Source organism: Commensalibacter intestini A911 (assembly GCF_000231445.1).
In the GTDB taxonomy this organism is placed as follows: domain Bacteria; phylum Pseudomonadota; class Alphaproteobacteria; order Acetobacterales; family Acetobacteraceae; genus Commensalibacter; species Commensalibacter intestini.
The window spans coordinates 369,049-396,046 of the sequence record NZ_AGFR01000009.1 but is presented as its reverse complement, the minus strand read 5'-3'; the positions used below and the strand labels follow the sequence as shown (position 1 = coordinate 396,046).

Sequence of the window (26,998 nt, the reverse complement as noted above, 5' to 3'; positions counted from 1 at the left end):
TTTAATGATCTAATGCTTGATCTACTAAAGTCGCTTGCTCTGCCTTATAAACAGAAGCTAATCCAGTCGCCGGACTGGCTGCTGACAATCGTCCAACATACTTCACAAAACTTGTTTTATGATTCATTTCTCGTAAAATCTTTTCAATTTTACGATCAACAAAATTCCATCCACCCATATTTTCTGGCTCTTCCTGACACCACACCATTTCTGCATTCGGATAACCAGATAAGATCTCCGCCAACTCTGAAGCTGGGAAAGGATAAAATTGCTCCAATCTTACCAAAGTAATTTGTTCTGATTGCAATTCACAACGCAACTCAAGTCGCCTCATTAACAAGTCATAATAGACTTTACCGGAACAAATCACGACTCGTTTAATAGCCTCTTTATCTGTAACCGTTGGATCCACTTCATCAATCACTGGTAAGAACTGCGTTTGATCAGTAAACCCAGATAAAGGAGATTGGGCTAGTTTATGTCTTAACAAGGATTTGGGAGACATAATCACCAAGGGCTGACGATAATTTCTTTTTAATTGACGGCGTAAAGCATGGAAATAATTCGCTGGTGTCGTTAAGTTACAAATCTGCATATTATCTTCTGCACATAGTTGTAAAAAACGTTCCAACCGTGCGGAAGAATGTTCTGCACCTTGCCCTTCTTGTGCATGAGGTAACAACATCACTAAACCAGACATTTGCAGCCACTTGCTTTCGCCTGCACTAATAAACTGGTCTATAATAATTTGTGCACTATTGACGAAGTCTCCAAATTGAGCTTCCCACAAAATTAATGCATTTGCATTCGTGCAGCTATATCCATACTCAAATCCCAACACAGCAAATTCAGACAAATGAGAGTTATAAATATCTATCTTTGCCTGCTCTGGCTGTATATGGTTTAATAAAACGTAAGGCTGTTGCGTCTTTTGATCGAATAAAACCGCGTTTCGATGACTAAATGTGCCTCTTTGACAATCTTGACCCGTTAATCGAACAGGATATCCCTCAACCAATAAACTCCCAAATGCTAATGCTTCGGCTGTTGCCCAATCAATCCCAACTCCTGTTGAGAACATTTGTGCTTTGACTTCTAATTGACGGATGAGTTTAGGATGACAATCAAATCCTTCTGCATAAGAAGATAAAGCTTTTCCGATTTTTTGTACTATATCATGAGAAATCGCCGTTGAGAAATTCTGACGATCTTGCCCTCGAAATTTCATTTCTTGCCACTCTTTGGCAATCCACTCCATCTCGTTCACACGATAATTCTGTGCAACAACATAACTTTCTTGCAAATATTCTTGGAACTCACTCCAATTTGCTTCACTTTCGACAAAAGAGATCACGCCTTCTTTTGCTAATTTATCCGCATAGACTTTATAAAGATTATCATGCTTACGAATGGCTTGCGTCATCACAGGTTGTGTAAAAACAGGCTCGTCAGTTTCATTGTGACCATGTCGACGATAACAAACCAAATCAACGACAACATCCGTTGAAAAACGTTCTCTAAACGCCACAGCCAGCTGCATTACTTTTACAACGGCCTCTGGGTCATCGCCGTTCACATGAATAATTGGCGCACGAGCAACTTTTGCAACATCTGTGCTGTAATATCCAGAAGAGGACTCTTCCGGAGCGGTTGTAAAACCAATTTGATTATTAATAACAATATGAATAGAGCCATCTGTTTGATAAGCAGGCAATTGTGACATTGCCAAAATCTCATAAACAACCCCTTGCCCAGCAAAAGCAGCATCTCCATGTAAAATAACTGCTAAATGCTTACCTGAACGACGATCTTGCTCGGCTCGTACTTGCCCTTCAACAGCAGCCCCTACTACTTCTAAATGTGAAGGATTGAATGCCATCGAAAGCTCTATTGTTTTCCCTGCAACTTCAACTGTTTTACGATATCCAAGATGATACTTTACATCAGCAGCACCAGAAATCCCTTCTGGTTTATAAGAGCCTCCTGCAAATTCATGGAATAACGCTGTAAAAGATTTACCAATCACATTGGTTAAAACATTTAACCGCCCACGATGTGCCATTCCCATACTGATTGACTGGACATCATATTGAACTGCCTGACGAATGAGCGCATGAAGTGCTGGAATAGTAACTTCGGCGCCATCTAGACCAAACCGTTTAACACCAACATATCTTTTTTGACAGAAATTTTCTAAACCAACAGCTTCTGTAATTTGCTGTAAAATTCTTTGTTTATCTTCAGTTGCTAGATTAATAACGCCCTGACTTTCTATTTTCTGCATCAACCAATGACGTTGTTCTAAATCTTGTAAATACATATATTCCCAAGCAATAGAACGACAATAAACACGCTTTAATCCAGCAATAATTTCACTTAACGTATGGATCTCTTTGGGTAAAAAAGAAGCAACCTTATTCCCCACAAAAATAGGACGATCCATATCTTGCGCAGCAAACCCATATGTTTTTGGATCAAGATCTGCGACTACAATTCTATGAGCTAGTTTTAATGGATCAAGTTGCGCATACTGATGTCCAAAATTACGATATGCATTGATTAATGCAATTGCACGTATACTATCATGAACAGCAGCCTCAATTTGCACATGAGTAATTTGAGTTGTTTTTTGAGGGGTAGAGGCTGCTTTTTCATCAATATCATGCAAAATATCTGTTAATGGACGTGGAGACCAGGAGGCTCCTCGGGCGTCTTTAACAATAATATTATGTGCATCATCCAGCATCATAAATAAATCAGAGAATGAAGGATCAACACTTTCTGGATTTTCAACCCATTGTGCGTAAAGATCAGCCAGATAAGCACCATTTGATCCGCTAAATATACTTTCAATCTGATCCTTAGCCGCCATTGTCTCTTTCGTTCCTTAAAACTCTTTATGCAAATTTACTATTATCAGCAATCTCTTACACTGCTCGGGCGACATTACCCCAATTCTGACCTTGCATTTCATTTAACCGCGAAATTGTACGTTCGAAAAAGGATCTGCGATCTTCTTTACGATAAATATGTTCAAAATCTGTCTCTGCCGAAACATATAGTTTCACATTTTGCTCATACAATACATCAATTAACATTGTAAAACGTTCAATGACATTAACATTCTCTGGGTTAAATACGGGAATATCATCTAAAATGATTGTTTTAAATCGTTGGGCCAAAGCAAGGTAATCCCCAACTCCCAACGCTACATCACATAAGTCAGCAAATTTAAAACGTGCAACATCACCTGCAGCATGAGGAACATTCAGCTTTCTACCCATCACCAAAAGCATTTCTTCTTTCTCAGGAACACCATGCGATTCACGCAAAAATACATGATCTAATTGCTCTTTATTATGCATCGTACAGGGAATTAACCACCGTTGTTCATTTTCACTACGACCTAAACGATAATCCTGTGCTGCATTTAATTCAACCTCATTCATTTGCTGAGATAAAATTTTTATAAATGGCTTAAAAGCATCCGCACCAGGTCGATTTTGAAAGAGATTTTTAATTCTCACATTCGATGTTGCAACCACCACGACGCCTAATGCAAAAAGCTGTTCAAACAAACGACCCAACAAAACAGCATCGGCAATATCATTAATTTGAAACTCATCAAAACATAAAAGCCATGCTTTTTGAGCCAGCTCTCTTGCCAATGTAGGAATAGGATCGCCACCTTTTCCTGATCGCTGTTTTAAGACATGAAATCTTTTATAGGTTTCTTGCATAAAAATATGAAAATGCGTCCTGATCTTATATTGCACAGGAACCTGAGCATAGAACAAATCCATTAACATCGATTTCCCACGCCCCACAGATCCAACCAAATAAAGCCCTTTAGGAGGTTGAACAGGCTTTTGCCAGATACTTTTTAAAGCACCCAACATCCCACCAGCAGAATGAACAGCAGGTTGATACGTAGCCAGAGATTTACAGAGTTGATCCAACATAAAAACAATTTTTTGTTGTGCAGCATCTTGCTTTAACGTTTCTGCTTTTACTCTTTCCTGATAAACAGCACTGGGTAAATTCATATTCCACTCTTTTTCAGTCAATTTTTATCTAATAATACCCCTTCTATTTAATGTTATAAATGAAAATTCATAGTAATTTTTATATAGCTCTTACAATTGTGATCTCTTTTAAGCCTTTTTTGTTTTCATGCGTTTACAAGCAAGAATAAACCTGTAAATATATTCTTTTCAGTTTTAAGATTTATGAACCTAATCTAAGGATAAAAGAACTATGGGTTATCGCGTAGCCGTTATGGGTGCCACTGGAGCTGTGGGCAGAGAAATTTTGAAAATTCTTGCTGAACGGGACTTTCCAATTAAAGATATTGCAGCATTAGCTTCACCTCGCTCTGCTGGAAAAGAAATTTCTTTTGGCGATAAAAAAGTTCTAAAGGTTCAAAACCTAGAAACATTCGATTTTAACGGATGGGATTTTGTTCTTTCTTCTGCTGGCGCTTCTGTCTCTGCAATCTATGCCCCTAAAGCCGCAGAAGCAGGATGTATCGTCGTTGACAATACTTCATACTTCCGTATGGAACCTGATGTTCCTTTGGTTGTGCCTGAAGTAAACCCAGAAGATCTAAAAAAAGCGAAACGCAACATCATTGCGAACCCAAATTGCTCAACCATTCAAATGGTTGTTGCACTGAAACCATTACACGAGCTTTTTAAAATTAAAAGAGTGGTTGTATCAACCTATCAAGCGGTAGGTGGTGCTGGTAAAAAAGGCATGGATGAATTATTCACCCAAACCAAATCTTCTTTAATCGGAGAAAGCATTTCTCGTGGTAATTTCACGAAACAAATCGCTTTCAACTGTATTCCTCACATTGATAAATTCATGGATGATGGATTTACCAAAGAAGAATGGAAAATGGCAGTAGAAACCAGAAAAATTCTAGATCCAGATATCGCTGTTGTGGCAACTTGTGTGCGCGTTCCTGTCTTTATTGGCCATGGTGAAGCCATTACCATTGAATGTGAACGCCCTGTTGACCTCGAAAAAGCACGTAAAGCCCTTCGTAAAGCAGATGGTGTTATTTTATATGATGAACGCCAAGATGAAGGCTATGTTACTCAAATCGAAGCTGCTGGTGAAGATGCGTCTTACGTTTCCAGATTACGCATTGATCCAACTGTGCCAAATGGTTTGGCTTTGTGGTGCGTGTCTGACAACCTCCGCAAAGGCGCTGCATTAAACACTGTGCAAATTGCTGAATCAATGATTGAACAAAATCTCGTTTCTAAGAAATAATCTACAATCACAAGAGTTGATCTACATTAAAGGCGAGACATTCTCGCTTTTTTTATTGTTTTATTCATCTTTATAACGTCCATAACTTGCATATATTTTTGTAATCATACAGTAAGCATAAAAAGCAGGAACATAAATGGTAGAAATTTTCATATCATAAATAACATTTGTTTTTGAGTTTTTTTCTAAAACTAACAGCTTTATTGATTGCATTGCTTCTTCATCAGATTGTGGTTCAACTTTTTTTACCTTATTCTTAAACAGTTCTTTTAATGCACCTGACGCTTTTTCCATAAATGGTAATTGTTGAAAAGTATAAGAAACAATCCCATAATGCTCAATCGGACGATCTGGTTTTCCTGTATAAAAATCCACTTCTTTTCTCCTAGAGAATTAAAAAAATAAAATATTATTCAACAGCTAATGATATTTTTGTTTTAAATATTTTTTGATATCTGCTGCAGTTTTATATTTATAGTTCTTATAACAATCAGTGTCACCGTCAGGATTAAGATCACTTTTACAATTATTGTCACCGTTAAAACCCGACAAATTCTCATCGTCTGAAATATTTTTATCGAGAGACAATATCCCTTTATCATTTTTAGTATAAGCGTAGGTTTGGTATACATCACCATACGTACCAGCCCCTGCATGCTTTGAATCCCAAACGACCATCACAAAAATATATTTTTGATTCTTGATAATACTAAAAAAGACAGATTTTATTTCTGGACATCCTCCATCCTCCTCATACTGATCAATTTTTTCTTTTTGAACTGCACCATTCTGAACATTTTCTAAAAAGAAAGAAATCGGATAGCATTGTTGTACAATTGTATTCTGATCATCTTCTTTTCTGGTAAAATAAATTTTGCCATTTGGATATAAACTTGTTTTAAAAGGGCCTTGTACTATTTTAGTATCCGATATTTGCGCAAAACCAGAAATATTATAAAATAGCCCTATTAAAATTAAAAAACTTCTCAATACTTTTCGTTGCATCTTAGTCTCTTCTAAAACTTCCCATAACTTATCAACATGCTTTGTAAGCATAGTAATCTACAATTAGTTTCGATTATAAACAAAACCTTACAATATATTACACGCCAGAAACTATCATTTTTTTGATCGAAAAACCCTATTTCTCCTAATAATTTGACTAGACCGATAGAATAACGCGGTATAGGCTGAGGCTAAGTAATTTTGCTCGGCATCATGCCGAAAACGATACATTAGGAAAGAATTATGTCGGATATACGCGAGACTTTTTATGTCGGTCATAAAAGTGATGGTACGTTACAAAAACGACCTATGTCACCACATTTACAAGTCTATAAACCTATCCCTTCAATGTCCTTATCTATTTTAAATAGAATAACTGGGGCGGCTTTAGCCTTCGGATCAACATTAATGGTTGCGTGGCTTGCTTCTGCTGCAAAAGGGCCTAAATCTTTTAAAACCGTTCAAAAAGTCACTGGCAGTTTTCCTGGGCAAGTTGTTTTATTTGGCTTTTCTGCTTCTTTCTTTTTACATTTCATTCGTGGCATACGCCATTTAATGTGGGACAGCACCGCAAAACGCTTGGAAAAAGAAGAAATTAATAAAGATAGCAAGATCGATATCGTTGGTATTTCAGCGTTAACCCTTGGGTTATGGACAATCATTATCGGCAAGCGATTAAGTAAAAAGAATAAGTAATCAATTAATTACACAATCAATAATCACTCATATTTTTAATTTATTACTTTAGGAGAAACTATCCGTGAGAATATCTTCCGATCATCCCACCGTTTTACGTTCTAACTTAGGTCGCATGCGCCAACTCGGTGCAGGTCATCATGTTGTTGAGCATTGGAAAGCAGAGCGCATCACCGCAATTGGCAGCGCCCCATTGTCTATTTGGTTTATTATCCAGATGTTAAGGTTGGCCGATGCAGATCATAAAGCTGTTGTGCAATGGGCTGGAAAACCTGTGAATACTGTTTTGCTTCTTTCTTTGATGATTATCACCTTTCATCATATGCAAATGGGGCTACAAGTGATTACCAGCGATTATTCACGAGGAAAAAGTAAATCAATCCTTGATTTAATCATTAAAGGTGGAACTTTCTTCTTGGGATTATTATCCGTTATTTCCATTTTGAAACTTGCTTTGGCTCCAGCTAAAAAATAATTAAAAATAAAAGAAACAGGATATATGAAATAATGAATACCATAACCTTACCTTCACAACGCAGTTATCGTATTGTTGATCATGCATATGACGTTATTGTTGTGGGTGCTGGTGGCTCTGGGCTTCGTGCAACATTAGGAATGGGTGCCGCTGGATTACGTACCGCTTGTATTACCAAAGTTTTCCCAACACGCAGTCATACAACAGCAGCTCAAGGAGGCATTGCCGCCTCTTTAGGCAACATGGCCGAAGATCACTGGCAATGGCATATGTATGATACCGTCAAAGGCTCAGACTGGTTAGGCGACCAAGACGCTATTGAATATTTATGTCGCGAAGCTGTTCCTGCCGTCTATGAACTAGAACATATGGGCGTTCCTTTTACCCGCACAGAAGACGGTAAGATTTACCAACGTCCTTTTGGTGGACATATGCGTGATTTTGGGAAAGAACCCGTACAACGCGCTTGTGCTGCTGCTGACAGAACAGGACATGCAATTTTACATACATTATACCAACAAAGCCTTAAACACGACGTTGAATTTTTTGTCGAGTATTTCGCTATTGACTTGATTATGGATGATAAAGGGGCTTGTAAAGGCGTCATGGCTTGGTGTCTTGATGACGGCACCATGCATCGTTTTCGTGCGAACTTAGTTGTCTTAGCAACAGGTGGTTATGGACGTGCATTCCAATCTTGCACTTCTGCACATACATGTACTGGTGATGGAAACGCCATGGCTATGCGTGCAGGTATTCCAACCCAAGATATGGAATTTGTTCAATTCCATCCAACAGGTATTTTCCCAGCTGGTTGTTTATTAACCGAAGGTTGCCGTGGTGAAGGTGGGTATTTAACCAACTCTGAAGGTGAACGCTTCATGGAGCGTTATGCCCCTCATGCCAAAGACCTTGCCTCTCGTGACGTTGTATCTCGTGCAATGATTGTGGAAATTAACGAAGGTCGTGGTTGTGGTCCAAACAAAGATCATATCATGTTGCACTTGGAACATTTAGGTGCAGATATTTTACATGAACGCCTTCCTAGCATTGTTGAGACTTCTAAAGTCTTTGCTGGCATTGATGTTACCAAAGATCCCGTTCCTGTTCTGCCAACGGTTCATTATAATATGGGTGGTATTCCAACGAATATTCATGCCGAAGTCATCCGTCCAACCAAAGATAATCCAGATGCAACAGTCCTTGGCTTAATGGCTATCGGAGAAGCCGCTTGCGTTTCTGTTCATGGGGCTAACCGTTTAGGAACAAACTCTTTACTCGACTTAATTGTTTTTGGCCGTGCAGCTGCCTTACGTGCTAAAGAAACCTTAAAACCAAACGATAACATTCCTCCATTACCTGCCAATGCAGGTGAAGATGCCATTGCGCGTCTGGATACCCTCAGATACGCCAAAGGAAATACCAGAGTTGCTAAATTACGTGATAACTTACAACGCACAATGCAACGTCACGCTGCTGTTTTCCGAAATAACCAGAACCTCAAAGATGGTGTAGAAAAAATAGAAAAAATCTGGCCCGAACTTGCAGATATCTCTGTTGCAGACGAATCTTTGATTTGGAATACAGACCTAATGGAAGCATTAGAATTTGAAAACCTTCTTGCCAATGCAACGGTAACCATGGTTAGTGCAGAAGCTCGCAAAGAAAGCCGAGGTGCACATGCCCATGATGATCATCCTGATCGTGATGACAAAGATTGGTTAAAACATACCGTTTCTTTCCTAAACAACAAAGGAAAAGTCTCTTTGGATTATCGTCCAGTGCATATGCATACGCTGACCGATGAAGTTCAAACTTTCCCTCCGAAAAAACGCGTATATTAGGTAAGAAAGGTTAAAATTATGGTTGAATTTAGATTACCTCAAAATAGCCGTATCGGTGTTGGCAAGACCTTTCATGCTGCTCCTGATGCGAAAAACGTTAAACGTTTTAAAATATATCGCTGGAGCCCCGACGATGATCGTAATCCTGTCACCGACACTTACGAAGTCGACTTAGATAAAATCGGTCCTATGGTATTGGATGCATTGATTTACATTAAAAATGAAATTGATCCTACCCTTTCCTTCCGTCGTTCTTGTCGTGAGGGGGTTTGTGGTTCATGCGCCATGAACATCGATGGTCACAATACTCTGGCTTGTTTGAAATATATCAAAGACATTAATTCTGATGTGCCTATCTATCCTTTACCGCATATGCCTGTCGTTAAAGATCTTATCCCAGACCTCAGTGGCCCTTATGCCCAATTACGCGAAGTAGAACCTTGGCTAAAATCTGATACACCACCACCACCTGATAAAGAACGTCTTCAAAGTGTTGAAGAACGCAAGAAAATGGATGGACTTTATGAGTGTATTTTATGTTTTTGTTGCTCAACTTCTTGCCCCTCTTATTGGTGGAATGGCGATAAATATTTAGGCCCAGCAGTTTTATTAGCCGCAATGCGTTGGGTTTCTGATAGTCGTGACGAATATGCTGGTGAGCGCTTGAATGAACTAGAAGATTCCATGCGTTTATATGCATGCCGTACAATTATGAATTGTACGCAAACTTGTCCAAAAGGTTTAAATCCTGCCAAAGCAATTGCAGAGTTAAAGCATTTACAAGTTGAACGTAAAATCTAAATCATATAAAGATGGATCATGAGCAAGAAAATATCTTTTGATCCATCACTTTCCACTCCCTCTGACCGTTACAAAGCATGGTTAGATAGTCTATTTATTGACCATTCTATATTTAGGCTGGTCTGGACAAATTTTCACGCTGTTATTCCAAGCAAAGTCTATCGTTGCAATCATCCAACGCCTGCAAGATTACGCAAACTTGTTCAAAAACATCATATTAAAACAATTATTAACTTACGTGGCAAACGTGATTGTGGATCAGATGCCCTTTCTCGACAAGCCGCCAAACAACTTGGAATTACACAGCTTGATTTACCATTTGAAAGTCGCGGAGCCCCTCATAAAGATCGTATTTTAAATCTTGCACAACTTTACCCCAACCTTGAGTTTCCGATCCTCATTCATTGTAAATCTGGTGCGGATCGTGCTGGATTAGTTTCAGCATTAATTACTTTGTTCGAAGGCAAAACTCTCGATGATGCTATTGCTCAACTCTCTTGGAAATTTGGACATTTTAAACAAGCAAAAACAGGTATTTTAGACCGTTTTTTCGTTTACTATTATCAACAAACTCAAGGAAAAATAGATTTCCTCACATGGATAAACCAAGATTACCATGAAGATTTTTTAAGAAAAGAATTCAAAGCTAAAAAAATCTCTTCTTTTATAACCGATAAAATTCTTCATAGAGAATAAAATAAGCTTATTCTCTGTTATCTCCCATAGCACGAATTAAATGTAATAATTTTTGACGAATTTCAAGATCTGCAATCGCATAATACGCTTTTAAAAGATGAATAGCCTCTTTATTACTCATCAACTCAAATATCGTATCTTTTTCATCTTCAGGCGAGGATACAGATTCTGATGTATCATCTAAACTACTATGAACATCTTGTGCAATAGCAGATGACATGTCAGCACCTAATATTTTTTCTTCAATATAAAGTGGATTTAAAAATTCATCAAAAAAGAAATTAATAGGAACTTGTAAAATCTGCGCTATATCAAATAACCTTGATGCACCAACACGATTACTTCCTTTTTCATATTTTTGGACCTGTTGAAAAGAAAGACCAAGAGCCAAAGCAAGCTTTTCTTGAGAGTAACCTAAAAGTCTTCTTCTTAAACGAATACGTCCTCCAACTCTTTTATCAATAAAGTTAGATTCTATCAGATTATCTTTCATATATACATCTGAAATTTTTTTATTTTCAGCCATAAAAATATTTACTCTCGTAATAAAAATAATTATTCAACAATATTTTGCTTAAATAAAAATTTATTATAAATCTTATAATAATTAACAGCACAAGCGAATAAATTCAAGTATAGATACGAAATTTAAATAAATAATTATAGATGAACAAAACTTTTAATTGTATTAAAACAATTAAATACAATTAAAAGTTGAAATAATTGCTTTACTTTAACATTCAATTTCTACAAAATGTTATATACACAGAAATAATAACGATTATAAAACAAATATAATGATAATTTACTTTAATTTTGATTTAATATTATATTGTATAAAAAAAATAAAGGACTAAATTAGTCTAATAGGCTATGAATAATTTCAAAATAAAGTAAGATAACTACATTAACTATAAATTATAAAGCAAAATTATTTTCCTCCGCCTCCATATATTAAGTTACTAAACTCTAAATTATCTTGGAAATATCTATGTGGCCCCTAATTGATCCACCAAAAAAAATACATTTTTTATCTGTTAAAAGCTCTGAAGCAATTAAATATAAAAATGACCTGATAAAAAAATATGGCAATGCAGATATTAATGAAACAGAAGTGATCATCTGTATTGGTGGTGACGGCTTTATGTTGGAAACATTACATAATTATTTAAATTACCAAATCCCTATTTATAGTATTAATTTTGGATCTGTGGGTTTTTTAACCAACCCCAAAATATCTATAGAAAAAGATTTACCGCTAATTTTACACGAGGCCCAACCAACTTCTCTACATCCTCTAGCCATGACTGCTTACACTGCAGATGGAAAAACACATACAGCTTTAGCTTTTAATGACATTTTCCTTTATAGACAGACAAGACAAGCTGCAAAAATACAAATTATTACCAATGATGAAATTAGACTTCCTGAACTTATTTGCGATGGTATTATTGTATCAACACCAGCAGGATCAACAGCTTATAATTTGTCGGCTCATGGCCCTATTGTACCTTTAAATTCTGGGCTTTTACCTTTGACCCCGATCTGCCCTTTTCGTCCTCGTCGATGGAGAGGCGCCCTACTTCCTTCCAACACTTCTATTCAATTTTTAACCATGGAAGAAAAAAAACGCCCTATTGCCGCTGTCGCTGATTTTACAGAAATAAGAGATGTGACACAGGTTTTTGTAAAAGAAAATCGCACAATCAAATCAACGATTTTATTTAACCAAGGACATGAACTGTCAGAAAGAATAGTCGCAGAGCAATTCACTGTTTAACCGCGACTTAAATAAACTGCTATAATAAATTACTAGGCTTCTTCTTTAGAAGAGGCAGAGTGGGTATTGTGAAAAATATATCCTTGCCCCCACATCGTAGAAATTAAATCTCCAGCACCAGCATTTTGTAGCTTTTTTCTAAGCTTACAAACAAAAACATCGATAATTTTCATATCTGGTTCATCATCGCTATCTGCATACAAATAATTCAGAATGGTTGTTTTACTAATTAAAACACCTCGCCTTAGAATAAGCATTTCTAGAATTGCATATTCTTTAGCCGTTAAACGCACCATATTATTATTAACTGAAACTTCACGTGTTTCTAAATTAATCTGTAATGGACCTGCCTTGACAATACGATCTGCAACAACTTTATTCGCACGCCTTAAAAGCGCCTTACACCGAGCTAATAGCTCCTGCATCGCAAAAGGAATAGCAACAAAGTCATCTACACCAACTTGGAATGATTGAACTTTAAGATCAAGATCGTTTTTCTTAGAAACAACAAGCATAGGTAGTTTTTCACTAAGCGATCTTAAAAATTTAATTGTAGAAAAAAACTGCTTATCTAAAATGTCTGGCTCGATAATAAGCATATCATAATCGTAGAAACGCGACGCCGATAAAAGCTGGGTATCATAAGGAACACGATCAATTGAAAAGCCCGCTGCCTTCAACTCTTGATAGAACTCATGCTCAGAAAAGAATATTTCGCCCATAAGAAGAACATGCATAGTATCTACTCCAGATAGCTCTTTAGCTAATAACTATCATAAGTTGAAAACAAAAATCAATTAAAACTTAAGAAAGAATTAATACTTTATTAACTATTTAGATAATATCGAGGTTTGTAAAAATCAATATATACAAACCTCAATTTTATTTTATTAATTCAAATTATTTCTTAAATATCTTTTTGATAAATTGCCAAATAATCCCACGCACGTATCCCCCAATAGGGCCACTTAACGTTCCAATTAATGCCGTAATCGCAAGCGAATTTCGTAATTCTTTTAAATTATGATTACGAACGACTTTTGCTTCTAACTCAGCCACACTAACTCTTTGCTTGAAAGCACACCAAAATAAGAAAGCTGCACAAACACCATCAAACACGAGAATAATCAATGACGTTCCCAAAAAACCTGTATGGAGTAAATTCCAACAAAGTGCGGCCAAAACAGCATGAATGGAAATCAATGCAAATAAGCCAAAAAGAGCTCCAACCAAACACAAAACAATTTGCTTGCTAATTCTAATTGACTTTTTTTTCAGAAGTATAACCTCAGCATCAACTGCGGCTTTACCATACTCAGCAATCTTCATGATTCTTTAAATCACTTTCTAAATGATAACAAAATTAACGGATAACTCGACCTAATAAATACCCAATGACGATAGAGAGAACAATAGCAATTAAAGGTTTAGATTGCACTTTATCAGAAACATGCTTCATTTGATGATCTGTAAGTTCTTTTGTATTATGCACAACTTGATCAGCTTTATCCGCAGCTTGTACAATCGCTGGAGTTACTCGATCATTTAATAACTCTTCAACTTGTTCCTTTAAAGATCTAATTTCGTCTTGAGCACTCTTTTGCAATGCAACAGCAGCTTTTGCAGCTTTTTTCTTATCTTTTTTACCAAAAAACATTCTGTTTTTCCTTTCTATACCGAGAAAACATTCAAATAATTTATCTTCAACAACATGTATTTACGATAATATATTTTACATCTTCGTATAAACAATTTATAGTCACTCACTATACTTACATATTATTTAACAAATTTATATGCATTTACTTAAATTTATATTCATATTTATCTTTTCAAGCATACTATCAACCTCTTTTTGCTTTGCAGATACTAAGGTAAATCGGCCAAATTTAGGCGTTCTAAACGGCTATCAATTTTATTTTAAGACTTATGATAAAAAATACCATCTTGTGACATGGGATGGTAATATTACAACACTAGAGCAAGCATTATCCCTAAATAAATCTCCTGTAGATATTTTATTACTCAACAAAACTACTGCTGACCAAGCATGCGAGCGTGGATTATTAATTTCCTTACCTGATGATTTACTCTCTTCCGACACCAAACAATGTGATTTTCAAACAATAACAGATCATATCGCCTTGGCATGGGACACACGTAAGATTCATTTTAACCCAACTTGGAAAGATTTTTGGAATATCACTCAATATCCAGGAAGAAGAGGATTGCAAAAAGATGCTTTTAGCGCATTATCCATTGCATTATTAGCAGATAACGTTCCTCCTGATGAAATTATTGAAACTTTATCGACCCCATCTGGAATTTTACGAGCATTCAAAAAACTGAATCAACTTCGTCCTTATATTGTATGGTGGACAACGCCAAATGATGCCAACTTTTTATTAAAAAATAATCAAGTATTAATGACTAGTGCCTCTGTTCTCAGCATACTTTCTTTTCAACAACAACACCCTAATTTACATTTTAAGCTTCAGCAAAATAACACAATAGAGAATTCAATTGTCTTTAGTATCCCTATTACAATCCAAACAAGTAGAATTAAAATAATATACAATTTACTCAAAAAAAATCCTTTATTTCCATTTCCCTCTACAAATTTGGATTATTCAACAAAATATCCAACAATCAAACAGTTTAACTTTTCTTCTCCAGACTCTTCGATTTCATTAGATAAAATCTTTGACGAATGGTTACACTTAAGCAACCCCAAATAAAATTAATTAACAATAAATGATGAAATATCTTGACTGAAGTGGAACAAAGACTTATTCGCATTATGTATTTTTAAAAAATGAAATTATATATATCGACATTATTGCCACAATATTTGTATGATACATATTTAATTTTACAATGTTTCTTTATATCTTTAGTATCGATTATATGAAACGTTTTCTCATCCTTTAACTCAGAAAGAGATTTCTTTTCATCTATACGATTTTTCGCTATGTTTTTTTAGGCTTTTCCTGTTAGTAACCATGAAATGATCGCAGAATTTGACTTTTTTGGCATATTTATTGCCCCTTTTGTAGTATATACATTGCTTGCCTTGGTCGTAACAATGATTGTTCGATCTATTTTATGGCGAACAGGATTAATAAAAATATTTTGGCACCTTGCTTTGTTTGAAGTTGCCTTATACTTTTGTATTTTGTGTCTACTTATTCTCTATATGTAACCCTTTTATCTTTATTAAGTTTTGATCTCGCACCATGTTTTCTTTCAGCAATATTATCCGTATTAGCTTAACTCTTATCGTTGTTGTCATTGCGATTATCCTTGGGGTAACCCTTTGGGATACTTATATGATTGCCCCTTGGACACGTGATGGACGCGTCAGGGTTTACGTCGTTAAGATCGCCCCCGAAGTCTCTGGGACTGTGGTGCAAGTCCCAGTAAAAGACAACCAATATGTCCGTAAAGGCGAACCTTTATTTATTATCGATCCACTTCGTTTTAGAATCGCAATTCAACAAGCTCAAGCTAACTTAGAAACTGCTGAAGCTGACTTGACATTACAACGCCGTAACGCGATGCGCCGAAAAGGATTAGAGGGTATCGTTTCTACAGAAGAAAAAGAAGGGTATAACACCAAAGTTGCAACAGCTCAGGCCAGCGTTGATAGTGCACAAGCAGCATTAAGCGCAGCAAAATTGAATATGCAACGTTCTATTTTATACTCTCCAGTCAACGGATATATCACAAACCTTAATTTACGAGTTGGTGATTACGTCAGTTCTGGACAATCTTACTTATCTATTGTTGATGCAGATTCTTTTTGGGTTTACGGATATTTTGAAGAAACCAAAATGTGGGGTATTCACATAGGCGATGTTGCCCGTATTAAGTTAATGGGATATAAACAAATCCTTCCTGGCCACGTCGTTAGTATCTCTCGAGGTATTAATGATAGCAACGCTGATGCTGATGCCTTTGGATTACAAAATGTTAGCCCGATTTTCACATGGGTTCGTTTGGCTCAACGTATTCCAGTAAGAATACATATTGATCATGTTCCTGATACTATTCATTTATCAGCAGGGATGACCGCAACCGTCAGCATTGGTCCAGAAACCAAAGGACGCCGTGGCTTATTATCCTCTTGGTTACAAAATCATTTATAAGGAACAACGTAATGTATAAACACTTCTTTCGTTATACAACGCCGCTTGTTCTTTTATTTGGATTAACAGCTTGTACAGTAGGGCCTAACTTTCATCGTGATCATATGCAAATTCCAGATCAATGGACAGAAAAAGTTTGGAAACGTCCTGCAACAGCTAAAGAAATTGCAGATGCAACAAATGAAATGCGCCGTTGGTGGGAACAGTTCCATGATCCTTTGCTTAATGAACTTGTCGAAGAAGCAATTAAAAATAACTACAATCTACAAATTGCTAGCCAAAGCATTTTAGCAGCCAGAGCTTTAAGAGATCAACAATCTTCGAATTGGTATCCGCAACTTGATGGCTCTGCTGGTTATGGTTACACAACCACTTCCTATACATTAGGAACCAGCACGATGCTAAAAGGACAACCTAATGATGCTGTTATTCGTCGTTATGGTGCAAGCGTCAGTTGGCAAGTCGATGCATTCGGTATGATCCGTCGTATGGTGCAATCTCAAGATGAAGCTGTGAAGGCTTCTATTGAAGATCGTCGTGTTGTTTTATTAACGATGTTATCACAATTAGCTAATAACTATGTAACATTAAGAAATATGCAACTTCGTTTACGCATTGCTGATGAAAACGTTGCTATTGCTCAATATATTTATAACTTAGCTCAAAAACAATATTTAGAGGGAACAGGGACAACACTTAGCACGGCCCAAGCCCAAGCAGAGTTAGAAAGCCAACGTGCTTCTAGAGAACCGATAAAAACCAATATTACACAAATTACCCATACAATCGATGTGCTATTGGGAAAAACACCTGGTTCAACTGAAGCACTTTTAAAAATTGAAAAACCTCAACCTAACCTTCCCGCTTTTCCAGCATCTATTCCTTCGATTGCATTAGCCAACCGCCCAGATGTTCGAGAAGCAGAACGAAACTATGCTGTAGCAACAGCTAATGTAGGGATTGCTGTTGCCGAACTATATCCTCAATTTACCATTGACCTTAGTGCAATGCCAACAACGTCTTACACTAGTCAAATGGCCAATATTGCAAGTTTAGTATCAAGCAGTTTCATTAATATGGCTATTCCAGGGTTTCATGGTGGTCGTTTAACGGCGCAAGTTCAAGCCGCGCAAGCATTGGCAGAGGCTTCAAGACTACAATATCGTCAAACTATTTTAGGTGCATTAAAAGAAATTGAGGATATTATTGCAGCTTGGGGTGATGATGCTGAACATGTTGAATTATTGCATAAATCAAAATTAAGCAGCCAACTTGCTTTACAACGTGCCCAAAAATTATATCAAGCTGGTTTGACAGGATATCTTGATGTCTTAACCGCACAAAGAACAGCAACAGCTGCAACTAACTCAGAAGCTGTTGCAATGCTAGACCGTTTCCAAGATGCTGTTAATTTATTCACAGCATTAGGTGCTGGATGGCAAGGCGTTGAAATTACTAAAACAGAATTACCAGTTAGCTTAGAACAACAAAATATATGGGCAAAAGCGATTAAACAATAAAGACAAAATCATACCTCAGTGTTCTCAATAACCGATAAATAGAAAAAATGACGTCCTAATTATAAAGGTAACATCATTTTACTTTACCCAATCGTCGACAAGTCATTAATTGAAAATTGAGAACACTGATACATAGACTTTTTTGTGTTTCTTTTAAGTCATACTATGTACAAACACCTTGTAATCAGAAAACCATATAAAATAAAGACTGTTAGATATTCATCAAAGTTATGATATTCATCCAGCCTACACTTCCTCAACACAAAACAATATAAATATTCCTAACTCTATCATAATCAAAGCGGCTTATATATTAATCAACAAATCAGATACGATGAATATACTATTTTTATAGTAATAGGCACAAAACACTGATGTTAAACGACAAGTTGTAACTGAACGAACTTAGATTATAAATACATAGTTCATATGACAAAAGAGCATAGCAATCAAATAATGTATATATAAGATAATTTTTATTAATAATGAAAATTAACCACCTCTTTTAATATTTTAAAGACTATAACGATCTCACGAATAATATTGGTATTTACTTATAATAGATTGCCGCGTTAAAAGACTAATATCTCTATTCTTAGATATCTGGATATATAATTTATGAAATACTTTAAAGGCTCATTTTTCTTTACTATCATTTGCCTTTTCCTTGCGGCTTTTCTAGGTTACAATGCCACAGGAACCTCAACAGGTGCTTTATCAACTGTATTAATCTGTGCAATTCTTGGTGTATTGGAAGTTTCTCTTTCTTTTGATAATGCTGTTGTCAACGCAACTGTTTTAAAAGACATGAATCATATATGGCGAGGACGTTTCCTAACATGGGGAATGCTGATCGCTGTTTTTGGAATGCGCCTTTTGTTCCCATTAATTATTGTAGGTATCGCTGCTCACCTTGATCCTGTTGCTGCACTTGACCTAGCCATTAAACAACCTGAAAAATATGCAGAGATTTTATCTGGTGCTCATATTGGCATTATGGGATTTGGCGGATCATTCCTAGCTCTTGTTGGACTAAAGTTTTTCTTCGATGCTGAAAAAGATATTCATTGGATTACTTTTATTGAAAATCAACTGGCTAAATTCTCTAAATTAGAAGCTATAGAAATTGTTATTGTTCTTTTAGCAATTTTCGGCATGTCTAAATTATTACCAGAAGCAGAAGCATTAACTTTTATCATCTCTGGTATCTTTGGCATTATTACCTTTATTGCTGTTGAAGCAATTGGAACTATGCTTGAGGCTGAAGACGCTACAACAACAGTTGCCAAAGCAGGACTTGGTGCCTTTTTATATTTAGAAGTGCTTGATGCTTCTTTCAGCTTTGATGGTGTTATCGGAGCGTTTGCATTATCCACTAACCTTTTTGTCATTGTCCTAGGGTTAGGAATTGGTGCTATGTTCGTTAGATCTTTAACAATTATGCTTGTTGAACTGGATACACTTACAAAATATCGTTACCTTGAACACGGTGCTTTTTGGGCTATCCTTGCATTATCAGGATTAATGTTTGTTAGCGTTTCTCATGAGGTGCCTGAAGTCGTTACCGGTCTTATTGGAGCAGCATGCATTCTTCTTGCGCTGCTTTCCTCAATCTGTTGGAATAAAAAACATCCAGAAGAAGAATCTAAAAATTAATTATATCTAAATATCTCAACGTTATTTTTATAAAAGAAAATTATATAGCAATCATATTATACAAAGGTGCTTATTGTATCATTAGCAAAACCAATAAAATATTTAGACATCGGCCTTATTAGTCTTGATTGAATATTTTACTCAATAAAATAGTCATATTCATAGTGATGCTAACTTTTACTTTTCACCAAAATCAACTTCTTCAGCATCTATGATTTGACCAAGTGTTTTTACTTTATAAACTCCCCATCCTGTTATAATAAGGCCAATAATCAGTATAATGATAGGAATAATTAGACTACGAAGACCTGTATAAATGTACAATAATATATATATAAGAGAACTAAATGCTATCACTATCCCTAAAAAAAAACTAAGTACAATTTCAATTATATTTTTTTTAAAAAATTGTTCTCTCATCCTATTTCTCTCAATATGTAATGATTGCTTACGATAACTAATAATATAGAATTATTTATTTATTTATTCTAGCTCATCATCTAACATAATATTTTATATTCCTAAAAATTATTTTCTTTTCTGGTATTTTTTAATGACCAATAAACAAAAATATACTGCACTCTGCGTTTGCTGTATGGCTGTTTTAATCGTTCAAATTGATGCAACTGCAGTTAACATTAGCCTCCCTTCCATTGCCAAAGAGCTCCATGCATCCACCTCTCAATTACAATGGATTGTTGATGCATATTTAATGGTATTAGCCTCTTTATTAATGTTATCTGGATCTCTTGCTGATCGATTTGGTCAAAGAAGAATGTTTGCCATCGGCATTAGTATTTTTGGATTAGGCTCTTTACTATGTGCATTATCTACCTCTCCGAATATGCTCATTCTGATGCGTGGATTGCAAGCCATCGGAGGCTCCTCCATGGGGCCTATTGCATTATCAATCATATCAAAAGTGTTTACCGATAAAAAAGAAAAAGCATTTGCAATTGGAATGTGGGGAACAGTCCTTGGGGTAGGAATGGGATTAGGCCCCATCGTTGGTGGGTTTGTTGTTGCGGACTATAGCTGGCAAGGAATATTCTTGTTAAACATTCCCATTGTCATCATAGCAGTCCCATTAATTCACAAAGTGATTCCTCTTTTTGATGACAAGCAAGTTCGCTCTATTGATGTTCTAGGACAAATATTAGCAATCATCTTTATTGGTAGTTTGACCCTCACTATTATTCACTGTGGCGAAATGGGACTTTCTGATCCTATCGTAAAAGTTGCTGGTGTTATCGCTCTAATCTCTGGCTTTGTATTTCTATATGTTGAAAAACGTGTGAAAGAGCCTCTACTTGAAATTACCTTCTTTAAATCTATTCCCTTTTCAATTGCGACCTTTATTGGGTTAATCGAGTTTTTTAGCTACGCAGGCTTTGTTTTTGTGGCATCTCTCTATTTACAAGATTATCGACTAATTCCGCCACTGGAAGCTGGATTATTAATGCTTCCATTGGCAGCTGCAAATATGGTGTTTGCACCTTTATCTGGGTTGGCTGTGGGACGATGGGGCACACGATTACCAATGATGGCTGGAGGAACCTCCTTAATCATTGGAGCTGTTTTATTAATTATCGAAGTCGATATCCCTGAACTCTATTTCCTCCTTGCTGCATGGTTTGTTGGAATGGCAATGGGGATGGCGAATTCTTCAATTACCGTGATTGCTGTAACAGGCATGCCCAATCACAGAGCTGGCGTCGCAGGTGCAACAGCAGCAACTGCTCGACAATTTGGACAATCTTTGGGAGTTGCCGTGCTTGGGGCTTTATTAAACGGGCGTATGCATGCAGGATATCCATTTACACATGCCGCAACAGCAGGATGGTATCTATTATTAGCCTTGGGAATCTTGATGGTTGTTCTTTCTTGGATTACAGGCATGGCCTTTGCACAACGATCCGCACAAAGAGTGCAAGCAACATTTTAATAGCGTATTTATTCAATGAGAAAGTCCATGCTGCAATTTAACGATCTTTTAAAAACACAAGACGATGTTCACGCTGTTAATCAAATTGCAGCTTTTCTGGCACCTAGTGAGCATGCAGCCATTCATAATACTGACATTGATCTTGTCATTCACGCAGGGAATGCTGTGCTTGAAACGGCCATTGCGGCGTGCCAGCTTGCAAAACAAAAGCAATGTCCTTTGTTATTCTCTGGTGGCGTTGGGCATTCTACACAGCTTTTAATCGATACCGTAAAGATACTTTATCCTGAGATCACTCATGATTTTCAATCTCTATCTGAAGCAGAAATTACGGGGTATTTAGCGGTTGCGTTATGGGAGTTTCCAAAAGAAAAACTGATTCTAGAAACTCAATCAACGAATTGTGGGGCGAATGCTGCGTTTAGTTTAGATCAGCTGACAGCGTTAAGTTTATCGCCTAAAAAAGTAGTCATTATCCAAGACCCTACGATGCAATTACGCACCTTGGTGACGTTTCAAAAAGCGTGGCAGCAAGCGAATTTTGAGATGCAATTTTATAGTGAGCCTTCTTTTGTGCCTCAACTTAAGCTCTTAGATCATCAGATCAATTATGCTAATCCTGAGATTGTGGGATTATGGAGTCCCAGTCGATTTTTATCATTGCTAATCGGTGAAATTCCAAGGCTGAGAGATGATGAACACGGCTATGGCCCCAAAGGAAAAGGGTTTATCCCTCATGTTGATATTCCAACAGAAATCGAAGAAGCTTATCGTCATTTACAAGGATTGATCGCGCAGGAAGAAGCTGTTCAAGATCGGAAAATTCTTATTTAAAATAAACAACTTTTCATGTCGTTACACTTCAAGATATAGTTTTATATTGATTCAAATCTGGAGCATATGCAATGGACGACGACATTGTCAATCTATCGATACCCACACTAAATAATGAAACAATAACAATCAACTGTTCTCCAAAAGAAAGAATTTACTTTATTGGTGCGAATGGTTCTGGGAAAACCAGATTAGCTGTTTATATTGAAAATAAGCTAGGAGCAAAAGCACATCGTATTGCCGCACATCGTAATCTTACTTTAAATCCTACTGTTGATAAAATATCAGCGACACAAGCAAAACATGCACTAAAACAATATACACCCTCTTCAGCCATTATGGGCGCCAGTTATGCTACTGTTCTTTTTTCTAATTATAATGCTATAATTCAGCTTCTATTTGCAAACCAATCTAATATCGCATTACAAACTCATAATAATGCTCATGCAAAAAATGATGCCCCTCTTCAAAAAACATTTTTTCAACGATTAAATGATATTTGGAATCGTATTTTTCCTAATAAACAGCTTCTAATCACTGGAGATGATATCCAGGTTCAAAATTTAAATCAAACACCCTATTCAGCTAGTGAAATGAGCGATGGTGAACGCTCTGTCTTTTACCTTCTTGGACAAACATTTGTTGCTGATTCTGGAACTGTGCTTATTTTTGATGAACCAGAGCAACATTTACACAGATCCATTATGTCTCGCCTTTGGGATGAATTAGAAACTGCAAGACCCGATTGTGCATTTATTACGATTTCCCATGATTTAGAATTTCTTGCGAATCGTTATGGGCAAAAATACATCCTCAAAGCATATGACAATCAGAAATGGGATATCCAAGAACTCACAGAAAATAATGCTTTCTCTGAAGAACTCACCACTCTTATTCTCGGAAGCAGACAACCCATTTTATTTATTGAAGGTAATGAAAAAAGCCTAGACTTACCAATCTATCGTGCTTGTTATCCTGATTGGACAATTATACCAAGGAACTCATGCGAAGAAGTAATGTATGCAGTCATTACCCTTAATCACAATAAAAACCTTCATCATTATCAATGTGCTGGGATTATTGATGGAGATGATTATTCAGATGAAGAAAAAAAATATTTTTCTGGCCTTAATATTTATCCCCTCGCTGTTTCTGAGATAGAAAATATCTTTTTACTAGAAGACGTTTTAGCCGAAATCGCAAAAACAAATCATTATCAAGGCGTTGAATTAGAAGAGTTAGTCAAAGGGCTAATAAATGAAGTCTTCATACATCCTGGCAATGATAAAAACCAACAACAAAGCCTCTTACGCTATGCACGTCGTCGTATTGACCGAACCTTAAAGAAAATTGACTGTTCCGAAGCTGAGGATGAAAGTGCTCTAATTACATTATACGAATCACAAATAGCAAAATTAAAGATTGATCAACTTATTAAGACAGCTAACGATGCCATTCAAAGTGCAATTGCAGAACGGGACACAAAGAAATTGTTACAATGGTATGATCATAAGGGTTTGTTAGCGATTGCTTGCAAAACGACAGGCATGAAGGTTACACAATTCAAAGAATGGATCGTTAGATATTTGCGTAACGAACCAAATTCAATATTGTCGAAAACAATACAAAAACACTTACCAAATATAAAAAGTGATAAAAAAGATATTTAATTTTCAAAGGGGAAATGTTTTAAAACAAACATCGTGGTGCGAACTGTGGGACTTGAACCCACACGTCCAATTGGACACAAGATTTTAAGTCTTGAGCGTCTACCATTCCGCCAAGCTCGCTCTCGATGTTTGTATCGTATTAATAGCATGAAGATTTAAAACGTCAAATAAATAATGACAAAATTCTTCATTTTTTTTCGAAAAAATAAAAAAATTAAATTTTTCAATTATTAAGAAAGCATAAAACTCTTTAATTCTGAAACTTTTACGATTCTTGAGCAGGCCAATCAACAATATAATCTTCTAAATCCCCAGCATCTCGTTCGCTTATCACACGACCTTTGACAGAAATGCCCGCTTGATAGACCTCATCAAAACTACCAGTATTTAAATAATGCCACGTTGGCAGAGTTTTTCCCTCTGCCAATAAACGATAAGAACAAGTCGGCGGTAACCAATCAATTTCCGATAACATTTCTTTGGTTAACTGAATACAATCAGGAATACGCATTTTACGACGGCAATAATCGCCACATTGTCCCGTCTGAACATCCAATAATCGACAGGCTACATTGGTATATTCGATCTCGTCTGTTTCTTCATCACGTAATTTATGCAAACAACAGCGACCACAACGATCACACAGAGATTCCCACTGAGCCTCATCCATTTGATCAAGGCTCAATACCTCCCAGTAACGTTCTTTAAACAATGGCTGCACCCGCCTGCGCAACAGACATATCTTCCTCAACACTGCCACCACTTACGCCAATGGCGCCAATAATATATCCTTCTTTATTCTTCAATAACTCACCACCACCAAAAATCGCCATTCCTCCATTCGTCGCTTCAATCCCATAGAGCTCCTGCCCTGGTGCTGCAAGTTTACTAAGCTCATGTGTAGACATATTCAATGAACGTGCTGTTTTCGCTTTTTTTATCGCAATATCAATACTTGCCAAAAACGCCCCATCCATACGCACAAATGCTTTTAAATTCCCACCAGCATCAACAATCGCAATATTCATTAACAGATTATTCTCAACCGCTTTTTTAACCGCTGCCTCAATCACCTGATTTGCTTGAGCTTGCGTAATATCGCCTGGTAAATAAAATTTAGTCGCATCCATTTTAGAAACGCTCATTTTCTATTATTCCGTGTTTTAATATTTTTTGCCCTTTAATTACTATCTTATAAATCCAAAGTCTCTTGACGTTTATCTTGCTCTTTTACCACCCGAACCATGCGTTCACCATCATAAAACGTCAAGCTTAACTCTGATCCCGCACGTAATCCTTTGGCTTGCGTTACCGTATGACCTTGTTTGTCTTTTACAAACACATATCCTCGTGACAGAACGGCTTTAGGAGACAAAGATTCTAAACGTGCAGAAAGCGATTGCAATTGTATTTGTTTTTCTCGGCAAGTCGATTTTAACAAAGACAACGGCAATACAGGCAACGTTATTTTTTGCTGTTGCAAATAATGTCGCCAAGACGAAGTCATTTGCATTTTATGCATATGAATAGTGGATTTAAAGCGATTTAATAATCCAAATACATATTGATCGACTGGTTTAATTGCGGACAAACGATGACGGCGTTTCATCACCAATGCTGGTAAAGCCAGATCTAAGCGATAAGAACGATCATCGAGCCTCATTCGACTTTGAGCCAATAAAGTTGGAATATCTGGTAATTTCGAAACTGCTTTATTTAACCGTAATCGATAGGCCTGATTTAAATGAATTAACGCTTTACTTAAGCGTGTTGTATATTGCATCAATCCAGCGATTATATCCGCCTTGGATGGCACCGCCATTTCAGCTGCCGCCGTTGGTGTTGGCGCTCTACGGTCTGATGCAAAATCGATCAAGGTTGTATCTGTTTCATGTCCAACAGCAGAGATTAACGGAATCTGAGAATTCGCAGCGGCCCTAACCACACGTTCATCATTAAAGGCCATTAAATCCTCTAATGAACCGCCCCCTCTCGCCACAATTAAAATATCAGGACGAGGCGCTTTCGAAACAGAGGATAATTGATTAAATCCCTCAATTGCTTGAGCAATTTGCTCTACAGCACCATCGCCTTGCACGGCAACAGGCCAAATAATGATATCTCTGGGAAAGCGACGAGCAATCGTGGTTTTAATATCATGCAATACTGCCCCTTTGGGAGAAGTAATCACACCAACTGTTTGTGGTAATAGAGGAATGGAGCGTTTTCGTTCCTGAGCAAAAAGACCTTCTTCTTCTAACTTCTTACGCAGCTTCTCGATTCGAGCAAGCATTGCTCCTTCGCCTGCGTAATCTACTTGATCGACAATCAACTGATATGAAGAGCGCTCACCATAAGAAGAAATCTTACCTGTTGCAACAATTTCAATTCCATTTTCTAACTGCATTTTTAATTTAGCAGCTGTAAAGCGCCAAATAATCGCGGTTAACTTACCTTCTTCATCTTTCAAAGAAAAATAAATATGACCTGATGGATATTTCTTTAACTCGGTAATTTCTCCACGAACTTTTACACGTGAAAAATTCCCTTCTAAAATCCGTTTAATCGCTGTAGAGATATCCCCTACGGTAAATTCTGGTATATTATCCGTCATCAAGTCAGAAAGTTGGTCATTCATAGACATAAAA

At 36.7% G+C, this 26,998-nt stretch carries 27 protein-coding genes and 1 tRNA gene; 15 read left to right on the top strand and 13 right to left on the bottom strand.

All coding sequences use genetic code 11. The features are described 5' to 3' along the window. Position 1 precedes the first annotated feature (1 nt). A complete protein-coding gene (locus CIN_RS08940; RefSeq protein ID WP_008854763.1) occupies positions 2 to 2,872 on the bottom strand; it encodes a 2-oxoglutarate dehydrogenase E1 component in 2,871 nt (956 codons plus the stop codon). A gap of 55 nt (positions 2,873 to 2,927) precedes the next feature. After that, positions 2,928 to 4,046 carry a cell division protein ZapE gene (zapE, locus tag CIN_RS08935; RefSeq protein ID WP_050798407.1) on the bottom strand — a complete coding sequence of 373 codons (1,119 nt, stop codon included), beginning with the start codon at positions 4,044 to 4,046 and terminating at the stop codon, positions 2,928 to 2,930. A 211-nt stretch (positions 4,047 to 4,257) separates the two neighbouring features. Between zapE and CIN_RS08930 the strand changes: the two genes are divergently transcribed. Further along, positions 4,258 to 5,280, top strand: coding sequence for an aspartate-semialdehyde dehydrogenase (locus tag CIN_RS08930; protein WP_040364243.1), 1,023 nt, complete (start codon positions 4,258 to 4,260; stop codon positions 5,278 to 5,280). A 60-nt stretch (positions 5,281 to 5,340) separates the two neighbouring features. Here the strand turns inward: CIN_RS08930 and CIN_RS08925 are convergent, their stop codons facing one another. Both CIN_RS08925 and CIN_RS08920 read right to left on the bottom strand, forming a co-directional pair. Beyond that, on the bottom strand, positions 5,341 to 5,655 hold the full coding sequence (locus CIN_RS08925; protein ID WP_008854760.1) for a hypothetical protein: 315 nt from the start codon (positions 5,653 to 5,655) through the stop codon (positions 5,341 to 5,343). 45 nt (positions 5,656 to 5,700) lie between these two features. Continuing rightward, the gene (locus CIN_RS08920; protein ID WP_008854759.1) at positions 5,701 to 6,336 is read right to left on the bottom strand and encodes a hypothetical protein; all 636 of its coding nucleotides are present in this window, start codon (positions 6,334 to 6,336) and stop codon (positions 5,701 to 5,703) included. Positions 6,337 to 6,528: 192 nt separating this feature from the next. Here CIN_RS08920 and sdhC point away from each other — a divergent pair, with 192 nt between their 5' ends. The 5 genes from sdhC (at position 6,529) to CIN_RS08895 (ending at position 10,797) form a co-directional block, all read left to right on the top strand. Beyond that, complete coding sequence (gene sdhC / locus CIN_RS08915) at positions 6,529 to 6,981, top strand: succinate dehydrogenase, cytochrome b556 subunit (RefSeq protein WP_040364242.1); 453 nt, start codon at positions 6,529 to 6,531, stop codon at positions 6,979 to 6,981. Positions 6,982 to 7,045: 64 nt separating this feature from the next. After that, positions 7,046 to 7,456 carry a succinate dehydrogenase, hydrophobic membrane anchor protein gene (gene sdhD, locus CIN_RS08910; protein ID WP_170314050.1) on the top strand — a complete coding sequence of 137 codons (411 nt, stop codon included), beginning with the start codon at positions 7,046 to 7,048 and terminating at the stop codon, positions 7,454 to 7,456. A 32-nt stretch (positions 7,457 to 7,488) separates the two neighbouring features. Beyond that, on the top strand, positions 7,489 to 9,300 hold the full coding sequence (gene sdhA / locus CIN_RS08905; RefSeq protein WP_008854756.1) for a succinate dehydrogenase flavoprotein subunit: 1,812 nt from the start codon (positions 7,489 to 7,491) through the stop codon (positions 9,298 to 9,300). An 18-nt stretch (positions 9,301 to 9,318) separates the two neighbouring features. Beyond that, complete coding sequence (locus CIN_RS08900) at positions 9,319 to 10,101, top strand: succinate dehydrogenase iron-sulfur subunit (RefSeq protein ID WP_008854755.1); 783 nt, start codon at positions 9,319 to 9,321, stop codon at positions 10,099 to 10,101. Between the two features lie 18 nt (positions 10,102 to 10,119). Beyond that, positions 10,120 to 10,797, top strand: a complete 678-nt coding sequence (locus CIN_RS08895; RefSeq protein ID WP_008854754.1) for a tyrosine-protein phosphatase — start codon at positions 10,120 to 10,122, stop codon at positions 10,795 to 10,797. Between the two features lie 7 nt (positions 10,798 to 10,804). Here the strand turns inward: CIN_RS08895 and CIN_RS08890 are convergent, their stop codons facing one another. Then, a complete protein-coding gene (locus CIN_RS08890; protein ID WP_008854753.1) occupies positions 10,805 to 11,323 on the bottom strand; it encodes a helix-turn-helix domain-containing protein in 519 nt (172 codons plus the stop codon). Positions 11,324 to 11,788: 465 nt separating this feature from the next. Here CIN_RS08890 and CIN_RS08885 point away from each other — a divergent pair, with 465 nt between their 5' ends. Continuing rightward, on the top strand, positions 11,789 to 12,577 hold the full coding sequence (locus tag CIN_RS08885; RefSeq protein ID WP_008854752.1) for an NAD kinase: 789 nt from the start codon (positions 11,789 to 11,791) through the stop codon (positions 12,575 to 12,577). A gap of 32 nt (positions 12,578 to 12,609) precedes the next feature. Here the strand turns inward: CIN_RS08885 and CIN_RS08880 are convergent, their stop codons facing one another. The 3 genes from CIN_RS08880 to CIN_RS08870 all read right to left on the bottom strand — a co-directional run bounded on the left by CIN_RS08880 (position 12,610) and on the right by CIN_RS08870 (position 14,234). After that, positions 12,610 to 13,314, bottom strand: coding sequence for a response regulator transcription factor (locus CIN_RS08880; RefSeq protein ID WP_050798406.1), 705 nt, complete (start codon positions 13,312 to 13,314; stop codon positions 12,610 to 12,612). Positions 13,315 to 13,477: 163 nt separating this feature from the next. Then, positions 13,478 to 13,906, bottom strand: coding sequence for a hypothetical protein (locus CIN_RS08875; RefSeq protein ID WP_008854750.1), 429 nt, complete (start codon positions 13,904 to 13,906; stop codon positions 13,478 to 13,480). A gap of 34 nt (positions 13,907 to 13,940) precedes the next feature. Next, positions 13,941 to 14,234, bottom strand: a complete 294-nt coding sequence (locus tag CIN_RS08870; RefSeq protein WP_008854749.1) for a hypothetical protein — start codon at positions 14,232 to 14,234, stop codon at positions 13,941 to 13,943. Positions 14,235 to 14,526: 292 nt separating this feature from the next. Between CIN_RS08870 and CIN_RS11550 the strand changes: the two genes are divergently transcribed. From CIN_RS11550 to CIN_RS08850, 5 genes are all read left to right on the top strand, one after another. Further along, positions 14,527 to 15,315, top strand: a complete 789-nt coding sequence (locus CIN_RS11550) for an extracellular solute-binding protein (RefSeq protein WP_050798405.1) — start codon at positions 14,527 to 14,529, stop codon at positions 15,313 to 15,315. Positions 15,316 to 15,584: 269 nt separating this feature from the next. Further along, positions 15,585 to 15,779 (top strand): DUF1656 domain-containing protein, encoded by a 195-nt coding sequence (locus CIN_RS11745; RefSeq protein ID WP_083813379.1) that lies wholly within the window; start codon positions 15,585 to 15,587, stop codon positions 15,777 to 15,779. 34 nt (positions 15,780 to 15,813) lie between these two features. Further along, positions 15,814 to 16,725, top strand: coding sequence for an efflux RND transporter periplasmic adaptor subunit (locus CIN_RS08860; protein ID WP_008854747.1), 912 nt, complete (start codon positions 15,814 to 15,816; stop codon positions 16,723 to 16,725). A gap of 11 nt (positions 16,726 to 16,736) precedes the next feature. Continuing rightward, entirely contained in the window at positions 16,737 to 18,245 is a 1,509-nt protein-coding gene (locus CIN_RS08855) for an efflux transporter outer membrane subunit (RefSeq protein WP_008854746.1), read from the top strand. Positions 18,246 to 18,863: 618 nt separating this feature from the next. Beyond that, on the top strand, positions 18,864 to 19,901 hold the full coding sequence (locus CIN_RS08850) for a DUF475 domain-containing protein (RefSeq protein ID WP_040364241.1): 1,038 nt from the start codon (positions 18,864 to 18,866) through the stop codon (positions 19,899 to 19,901). Positions 19,902 to 20,078: 177 nt separating this feature from the next. Here the strand turns inward: CIN_RS08850 and CIN_RS08845 are convergent, their stop codons facing one another. Beyond that, positions 20,079 to 20,321 (bottom strand): hypothetical protein, encoded by a 243-nt coding sequence (locus CIN_RS08845; protein WP_040364240.1) that lies wholly within the window; start codon positions 20,319 to 20,321, stop codon positions 20,079 to 20,081. Positions 20,322 to 20,454: 133 nt separating this feature from the next. Between CIN_RS08845 and CIN_RS08840 the strand changes: the two genes are divergently transcribed. The 3 genes from CIN_RS08840 (at position 20,455) to CIN_RS08830 (ending at position 24,350) form a co-directional block, all read left to right on the top strand. Beyond that, on the top strand, positions 20,455 to 21,846 hold the full coding sequence (locus CIN_RS08840; protein ID WP_040364239.1) for an MFS transporter: 1,392 nt from the start codon (positions 20,455 to 20,457) through the stop codon (positions 21,844 to 21,846). 27 nt (positions 21,847 to 21,873) lie between these two features. Continuing rightward, complete coding sequence (locus CIN_RS08835) at positions 21,874 to 22,680, top strand: YdcF family protein (RefSeq protein ID WP_008854741.1); 807 nt, start codon at positions 21,874 to 21,876, stop codon at positions 22,678 to 22,680. A gap of 71 nt (positions 22,681 to 22,751) precedes the next feature. Beyond that, entirely contained in the window at positions 22,752 to 24,350 is a 1,599-nt protein-coding gene (locus tag CIN_RS08830; protein WP_008854740.1) for an AAA family ATPase, read from the top strand. A gap of 34 nt (positions 24,351 to 24,384) precedes the next feature. Here CIN_RS08830 and CIN_RS08825 read toward each other — a convergent pair. From CIN_RS08825 to xseA, 4 genes are all read right to left on the bottom strand, one after another. After that, positions 24,385 to 24,470, bottom strand: a tRNA-Leu gene (locus CIN_RS08825). 145 nt (positions 24,471 to 24,615) lie between these two features. Next, the gene (locus CIN_RS08820; RefSeq protein ID WP_040364238.1) at positions 24,616 to 25,062 is read right to left on the bottom strand and encodes a YcgN family cysteine cluster protein; all 447 of its coding nucleotides are present in this window, start codon (positions 25,060 to 25,062) and stop codon (positions 24,616 to 24,618) included. Further along, positions 25,055 to 25,495, bottom strand: coding sequence for a GlcG/HbpS family heme-binding protein (locus CIN_RS08815; RefSeq protein ID WP_008854738.1), 441 nt, complete (start codon positions 25,493 to 25,495; stop codon positions 25,055 to 25,057). The genes CIN_RS08820 and CIN_RS08815 overlap by 8 nt, the downstream gene beginning before the upstream one ends. 47 nt (positions 25,496 to 25,542) lie before the next feature. Next, positions 25,543 to 26,994 (bottom strand): exodeoxyribonuclease VII large subunit, encoded by a 1,452-nt coding sequence (xseA, locus tag CIN_RS08810; protein ID WP_008854737.1) that lies wholly within the window; start codon positions 26,992 to 26,994, stop codon positions 25,543 to 25,545. Positions 26,995 to 26,998 lie beyond the last annotated feature (4 nt).

What these genes read in the sequence shown, in the direction of transcription:
- CIN_RS08860 (WP_008854747.1), top strand. Translation starts at nt 15,814, where the DNA reads ATGTTTTCTTTCAGCAATATTATCCGTATTAGCTTAACTCTTATCGTT.
- CIN_RS08930 (WP_040364243.1), top strand. Translation starts at nt 4,258, where the DNA reads ATGGGTTATCGCGTAGCCGTTATGGGTGCCACTGGAGCTGTGGGCAGA.
- CIN_RS08940 (WP_008854763.1), bottom strand. Translation starts at nt 2,872, where the DNA reads ATGGCGGCTAAGGATCAGATTGAAAGTATATTTAGCGGATCAAATGGT.
- CIN_RS08835 (WP_008854741.1), top strand. Translation starts at nt 21,874, where the DNA reads ATGCTGCAATTTAACGATCTTTTAAAAACACAAGACGATGTTCACGCT.
- CIN_RS08875 (WP_008854750.1), bottom strand. Translation starts at nt 13,906, where the DNA reads ATGAAGATTGCTGAGTATGGTAAAGCCGCAGTTGATGCTGAGGTTATA.
- CIN_RS08900 (WP_008854755.1), top strand. Translation starts at nt 9,319, where the DNA reads ATGGTTGAATTTAGATTACCTCAAAATAGCCGTATCGGTGTTGGCAAG.
- zapE (WP_050798407.1), bottom strand. Translation starts at nt 4,046, where the DNA reads ATGAATTTACCCAGTGCTGTTTATCAGGAAAGAGTAAAAGCAGAAACG.
- CIN_RS08840 (WP_040364239.1), top strand. Translation starts at nt 20,455, where the DNA reads ATGACCAATAAACAAAAATATACTGCACTCTGCGTTTGCTGTATGGCT.
- CIN_RS08815 (WP_008854738.1), bottom strand. Translation starts at nt 25,495, where the DNA reads ATGAGCGTTTCTAAAATGGATGCGACTAAATTTTATTTACCAGGCGAT.
- CIN_RS08850 (WP_040364241.1), top strand. Translation starts at nt 18,864, where the DNA reads ATGAAATACTTTAAAGGCTCATTTTTCTTTACTATCATTTGCCTTTTC.
- CIN_RS08890 (WP_008854753.1), bottom strand. Translation starts at nt 11,323, where the DNA reads ATGGCTGAAAATAAAAAAATTTCAGATGTATATATGAAAGATAATCTG.
- CIN_RS08885 (WP_008854752.1), top strand. Translation starts at nt 11,789, where the DNA reads ATGTGGCCCCTAATTGATCCACCAAAAAAAATACATTTTTTATCTGTT.
- CIN_RS08830 (WP_008854740.1), top strand. Translation starts at nt 22,752, where the DNA reads ATGGACGACGACATTGTCAATCTATCGATACCCACACTAAATAATGAA.
- sdhA (WP_008854756.1), top strand. Translation starts at nt 7,489, where the DNA reads ATGAATACCATAACCTTACCTTCACAACGCAGTTATCGTATTGTTGAT.
- CIN_RS08870 (WP_008854749.1), bottom strand. Translation starts at nt 14,234, where the DNA reads ATGTTTTTTGGTAAAAAAGATAAGAAAAAAGCTGCAAAAGCTGCTGTT.
- sdhC (WP_040364242.1), top strand. Translation starts at nt 6,529, where the DNA reads ATGTCGGATATACGCGAGACTTTTTATGTCGGTCATAAAAGTGATGGT.
- xseA (WP_008854737.1), bottom strand. Translation starts at nt 26,994, where the DNA reads ATGTCTATGAATGACCAACTTTCTGACTTGATGACGGATAATATACCA.
- CIN_RS11745 (WP_083813379.1), top strand. Translation starts at nt 15,585, where the DNA reads ATGATCGCAGAATTTGACTTTTTTGGCATATTTATTGCCCCTTTTGTA.
- CIN_RS08845 (WP_040364240.1), bottom strand. Translation starts at nt 20,321, where the DNA reads ATGAGAGAACAATTTTTTAAAAAAAATATAATTGAAATTGTACTTAGT.
- CIN_RS08920 (WP_008854759.1), bottom strand. Translation starts at nt 6,336, where the DNA reads ATGCTTACAAAGCATGTTGATAAGTTATGGGAAGTTTTAGAAGAGACT.
- CIN_RS08895 (WP_008854754.1), top strand. Translation starts at nt 10,120, where the DNA reads ATGAGCAAGAAAATATCTTTTGATCCATCACTTTCCACTCCCTCTGAC.
- CIN_RS08880 (WP_050798406.1), bottom strand. Translation starts at nt 13,314, where the DNA reads ATGCATGTTCTTCTTATGGGCGAAATATTCTTTTCTGAGCATGAGTTC.
- CIN_RS08855 (WP_008854746.1), top strand. Translation starts at nt 16,737, where the DNA reads ATGTATAAACACTTCTTTCGTTATACAACGCCGCTTGTTCTTTTATTT.